We start from the raw sequence: 5,463 nt of genomic DNA on the forward strand, positions 1-5,463 counted from the left end.
CTCGGTTCGCGGCGAGGTGCAGGTGGGCGCCGGCGGCGCCAAGGCCGGCGCCTACGACGACGAACTCGCCGCACGTTTCAAGGCACTCCCGGACAGCTGGGATGAGTTGCGCAGGGCGGATCTGGCCTTCTTCCGCTATGCCGCGACGCCTGCGGGCATTGCCGCCGCGGCCGGCAGCATGCTGCCCGGCGATCCGGAGGCGCTGATCGCCAAGGGTTACCTTGCCTTCACCCCGATCGTCTACGAAGACTTCCTGCCCGTCAGCGCGGCCGGCATCTTCCAGTCGAACCTCGGCACCGACCAGCAGCAGAACTACGCGACCCGCTCGAACCGTGACGCCTTCGAGGCAGCACTGGGTGCTACCGTTCAGGACGAGCTGGCACTTTACGCCGAACGTCAGGCTGCATCGCTGGATTCGGCACTGGCCGCGCTCGACCTTGCGGGCCTGCCGCTGAAGACCGTTGCGTGAAATGGCAGGTTCAACACTTTCTTTTATGCATTAGAGTATCCGCGATTTCGCTCTGATCGGACTGAGCCATGCTGAATGATCCGCGCTCCCACGGCCTCTGGGAAAAGACAGCGCCCGAAGCGCCGACGACCTCGCCTCTCGACGGCGCGATTTCGGCCGACGTCGTCATCGTCGGCGGCGGTTACACCGGCCTCTCTTCCGCCCTTCATCTTGCAGAAGCCGGGTCGAAGGTGGTGTTGCTGGAGGCCAAGGAGATCGGCTTCGGCGGTGCCGGGCGCAATGTCGGGCTGATCAATGCCGGCATGTGGGTGATGCCCAACGATCTGCCCAGCGTGCTCGGCCCGGTGCATGGCGAACGTCTGCTCGATCTGCTCGGCAATGCGCCGAAGCTCGTCATGGAGCTGATCGACAAGCATCAGATTGCCTGCGAACTCGAACGGAACGGCACGCTGCATTGCGCGGTCGGCGCGGACGGGCTGAAGGAGATCGAGGATCGCGCGGCGCAATGGTCCGCCCGCGGCGCAGCCGTGACGCTGCTTGATGCGGCGGAAACGGCAAAACGCATCGGCAGTGATGCCTATACCGGTTCGCTGCTCGACAAACGCGCCGGCACGCTGCAGCCGCTTGCCTATGCGCGCGGCCTTGCCCATGCCGCCGTCAAGGCCGGCGTCGCCATTCATACATCCAGTCCGGTCATCGCTACTGAGCGGAATGGCAGCCGCTGGACCGTGAAGACGGCAAGCGGCGAAGTCAGCGCCGAGTGGATCATCGTCGCGACAGATGCCTACAGCACCGGTCCGTGGGAGCAGGTGCGCAGCGAACAGGTGCATCTGCCCTATTTCAATTTTGCCACCGTGCCGCTCGGCCACAATCTGCGTCAGTCGATCCTGCCGGGGCGCGAAGGCGCATGGGATACCAAGGAAATCCTCTCCTCCTTCCGCATGGACCAGGCCGGCCGGCTCGTTTTCGGCAGTGTCGGGGCGCTGCGCAATACCGGGCTTGCCGTGCACAAGGGCTGGGCCAAACGCGCATTGAAGCGGCTCTTCCCGGTGATCGGCGATGTCGAATTCGAGTGCGAATGGTATGGCCAGATCGGCATGACCGACAATGCGCTGCCGCGCTTCCACAAATTCGCCCCGAATGTCGTCGGCTTTTCGGGTTACAATGGCCGCGGTATTGCGCCTGGCACGGTCTTTGGCCGCACGCTGGCGGAGCATATCCTCGGCCGGATTGGCGAAGCCGATCTGCCGCTGCCGCTGACCGCGCTCAGCGAACCGAGCTTCCGTGCGCTCAAGGAAATATGGTACGAAGCCGGCGCTCAGGTAGCCCATTTCGCCGATGCACGCTTCTAAGCACAATAAGATTGGAAACACGACAATGACCATCGCCGTCCTCGATCTCGCCACCGAAACCGCCAAGCTGCTTGCCGAACTCGGCGTCGATGCCAGCCGCTGTCACGGCGGCACGCTTTCCGTCACCTCGCCGGTCACCGGCAAGGAAATCGGCAAACTCAGGGAACATTCCGTTTCCGAGACGAAAGCGGCGATCGAAGCGGCGCACCAGGCTTTCCTCGAATGGCGTGCCGTGCCGGCGCCGAAGCGCGGCGAACTGGTCCGCCTGCTCGGCGAGGAGCTGCGGGCCGCAAAGACGGCGCTCGGCCGTCTCGTCTCGATCGAGGTCGGCAAGATTACCTCCGAAGGCCTCGGTGAAGTGCAGGAGATGATCGACATCTGCGATTTCGCCGTCGGCCTTTCCCGTCAGCTCTACGGCCTGACGATCGCCACCGAGCGCTCGGAGCACCGGATGATGGAAAGCTGGCACCCGCTCGGCGTGATCGGCATCATCTCCGCCTTCAACTTCCCTGTTGCCGTCTGGTCGTGGAATGCGGCGCTTGCGATGGTCTGCGGCAATTCCACCGTCTGGAAGCCTTCGGAAAAGACGCCGTTGACGGCGCTTGCGGTGCAGGCGCTGTTCGAAAAAGCGCTGAAGCGTTTCGTCGCCGAGGGCGGTAGCGCACCGGCCAATCTGTCGACGCTGATCATCGGCGGTCGCGAGGTCGGCGAAGTGCTGGTCGACCATCCAAAGATCCCGCTGGTTTCTGCCACAGGCTCGACGGCCATGGGCCGCGCCGTCGGCCCGCGCCTGTCGCAGCGATTTGCCCGCGCCATTCTCGAGCTCGGCGGCAACAATGCGGCGATCGTCTGCCCGACGGCCGATCTCGACCTGACGCTGCGCGGCGTCGCCTTCTCCGCCATGGGCACGGCCGGCCAGCGCTGCACGACGCTGCGCCGTCTCTTCGTCCATGCCAGCGTCTACGACCAACTGGTGCCGCGCCTGCAGAAGGCCTACGGCTCCGTCACCATCGGCAATCCGCTCGAGGCCGGGACGCTTGTGGGACCGCTGATCGACGGCCAGGCTTTCGAAAAGATGCAGGCAGCGCTTGGCGAAGCAAGGTCAGCCGGCGGCACGGTGACCGGCGGCGACCGCGTCGACAATGGTTCCGCCGACGCCTTCTACGTTCGTCCGGCGCTTGTCGAAATGCCCGATCAGACCGGGCCGGTCGAGCACGAGACCTTCGCGCCGATCCTCTATGTGATGAAATACAGCGATTTCGACGAGGTGCTGGCGCTGCACAATGCCGTGCCGCAGGGACTGTCGTCGTCGATCTTCACCAACGACATGCGCGAGGCCGAGACCTTCGTGTCCGCCCGCGGTTCGGATTGCGGCATCGCCAACGTCAACCTCGGACCATCCGGTGCCGAGATCGGCGGCGCCTTCGGTGGCGAGAAGGAAACCGGCGGCGGCCGCGAATCCGGCTCGGATTCCTGGAAGGCCTATATGCGCCGCTCCACCAACACGATCAATTACGGCAGGACGCTGCCGCTTGCGCAGGGCGTCAAGTTCGACGTCGAATAAGCCGGCTGCAAAAGTCTGCAAAGAGAGGCGGCGCTCGGGAAGCGTCGCCTTTTTTGCCAAGTCGAGATTTATTCCCCTGTAATATGAAATATTTAGTCAAGATATTGTGATGGCTTTTCTGGCCAAGCCAAACTTGAAATCCGCAGTCAGGAAAAATATACGCCTCTCATCGCCCTTGGAGAGCTCGGGTGACATCGTCACGGAGGCCATCATGAACATTGCTCTTAACCGTTTTTCCCTCGCGCTTGCCGCTTCGCTTCTCTCCGCCACTGCGCTCGCTGGCAGCGCTAGTGCGCAGGACGAAGGTCTCGTCGTTTACAATGCCCAGCACGAAAGCCTGGGCCGTGAATGGATCGATGCCTTCACCAAGGAGACCGGCATCAAGGTCACCATGCGCCAGGGCAGCGACATGCAATTCGCCAACCAGATCATCCAGGAAGGCGACGCCTCTCCCGCGGATGTCTTCCTGACCGAGAATTCGCCGGCGATGACGCTGGTCGATGGCGCGGGCCTCTTCGCCCCCATCGAAAAGGAAACGCTGGATCAGGTTCCGGATCAGTATCGCCCGGCCGACGGCATGTGGACCGGCATTGCCGCCCGTACCACCGTTTTTGCCTATGACAAGACCAAGCTCACCGAAGACAAGCTGCCGAAGTCGATGCTCGACCTCGCAGATCCGGCTTGGAAGGGCCGCTGGGGAGCAGCACCTGCCGGTGCCGACTTCCAGGCCATCGTCGCCGCCCTGCTGCAGCTCAAGGGCGAGCAGTCGACGGCCGACTGGCTGAAGGCTCTCAAGGAAAACGCCACGCCCTACAAGGGCAACAGCGTCGCCATGAAGGCGGTCAACGCCGGCGAAGTCGAAGGGGCGATCATCTATCACTATTATTGGTTCGGCGATCAGGCCAAAACCGGTGAGAACAGCAAGAATGTCGGCCTGCACTACTTCAAGAACCAGGATCCGGGCGCTTTTGTCAGCGTTTCGGGCGGCGGCATCCTGAAGTCCACGCAGCACATGAAGGAAGCCCAGGCTTTCCTGAAGTTCCTAACCAGCAAGGCCGGCCAGGCAGTCCTCAAGGACGGCGATTCCTATGAATATGCCATCGGCAAGGATGCGCCTTCCAACGACAAGCTCACTCCGCTTGCCGATCTCAATGCTCCGAAGGTCGAAGCTTCGACCCTCGACAGCAAGAAGGTCGTGGAGCTGATGACGGCCGCCGGCTTGATCTAACCTTTCTGCCGCAGGCGTCTTCCGGCCAAAACTATTGCATTTGGCTCAAGAAAACCTTAGGGCATGACGATATCCGGCAACCGCCTTTCCAAGGCGGTTGCCTTCCTTTTTCAGCGTGTAAAGGCATCGGCCTTGCTGCAGGACAACAGATTGCTCGCATCCGGCAACCAGGCGCCGGTCGCGCCGAGGGCCACGCGAATGGCTTTGCCACGCGGACGCATGCCGCACGCTTCCGTGATCCTCCTCGCAACCATCGTCGCGATCTTCAGTCTCGTGCCGCTCGGCTTCATCGGCTGGGTGACCTACGATGTCGGCTGGGAAACGGTGAAGGCCCTGGTCTTCCGACCGCGCGTCGGTGAACTTCTCGTCAATACGATTCTCCTGGAATCGATCACCATCCCGGTGTCGATCGCGCTTGCGGTGACGCTCGCCTGGCTGACCGAGCGGACGGACATTCCTTTTGCGCGGCTCTGGGCCTGGCTGGCGATCGCTCCGCTCGCCGTGCCCGCTTTCGTGCACAGTTATGCCTGGGTCAGCCTGGTTCCCGGCATGCGCGGCCTGCAGAGCGGCGTCTTCGTCTCGGTCATCGCCTACTACCCGTTCCTCTACCTGCCGGTCGCAGCAGCATTGCGCCGCCTCGATCCGGCCATCGAGGATGCCGCGGCTTCGCTGGGGCTCAATCCGTGGCGGGTCTTCTTCCGGGCCGTGCTGCCGCAGCTCAGACTCGCCATCTGCGGCGCCTCGGTATCATCGTGCTCACGACCGGCTTCTTTATCAGCCATTCGATCGCCAGCGGCCTTGTCGGCAAGCTGGCACATGGCACCAAAGGGCACGCCTCGTCGCTCTATAT

General features: G+C 62.9%; 5 protein-coding genes. All 5 read left to right on the forward strand.

The genetic code is table 11. The features are described from left to right. A partial coding sequence (locus MOV76_RS38160) for a 2-oxoadipate dioxygenase/decarboxylase family protein (protein ID WP_408988010.1) occupies positions 1 to 469 on the forward strand: 469 nt, incomplete at its 5' end. Positions 470 to 537: 68 nt separating this feature from the next. After that, the gene (locus tag MOV76_RS38165) at positions 538 to 1,821 is read left to right on the forward strand and encodes an FAD-binding oxidoreductase (protein WP_047620249.1); all 1,284 of its coding nucleotides are present in this window, start codon (positions 538 to 540) and stop codon (positions 1,819 to 1,821) included. 25 nt (positions 1,822 to 1,846) lie between these two features. Then, a complete protein-coding gene (locus MOV76_RS38170) occupies positions 1,847 to 3,385 on the forward strand; it encodes an aldehyde dehydrogenase family protein (RefSeq protein ID WP_047620250.1) in 1,539 nt (512 codons plus the stop codon). Between the two features lie 211 nt (positions 3,386 to 3,596). Beyond that, positions 3,597 to 4,613 (forward strand): iron ABC transporter substrate-binding protein, encoded by a 1,017-nt coding sequence (locus MOV76_RS38175; RefSeq protein ID WP_018448296.1) that lies wholly within the window; start codon positions 3,597 to 3,599, stop codon positions 4,611 to 4,613. 63 nt (positions 4,614 to 4,676) lie between these two features. Then, positions 4,677 to 5,463, forward strand: a 787-nt coding sequence (locus tag MOV76_RS38180) for an ABC transporter permease (RefSeq protein WP_408988011.1), incomplete at its 3' end; no start/stop codon positions are given.

The sequence above is a fragment of the Rhizobium sp. PRIMUS64 genome, assembly GCF_023006465.1.
In the GTDB taxonomy this organism is placed as follows: domain Bacteria; phylum Pseudomonadota; class Alphaproteobacteria; order Rhizobiales; family Rhizobiaceae; genus Rhizobium; species Rhizobium leguminosarum.

What these genes read in the sequence shown, in the direction of transcription:
- MOV76_RS38165 (WP_047620249.1), top strand. Translation starts at nt 538, where the DNA reads ATGCTGAATGATCCGCGCTCCCACGGCCTCTGGGAAAAGACAGCGCCC.
- MOV76_RS38170 (WP_047620250.1), top strand. Translation starts at nt 1,847, where the DNA reads ATGACCATCGCCGTCCTCGATCTCGCCACCGAAACCGCCAAGCTGCTT.
- MOV76_RS38175 (WP_018448296.1), top strand. Translation starts at nt 3,597, where the DNA reads ATGAACATTGCTCTTAACCGTTTTTCCCTCGCGCTTGCCGCTTCGCTT.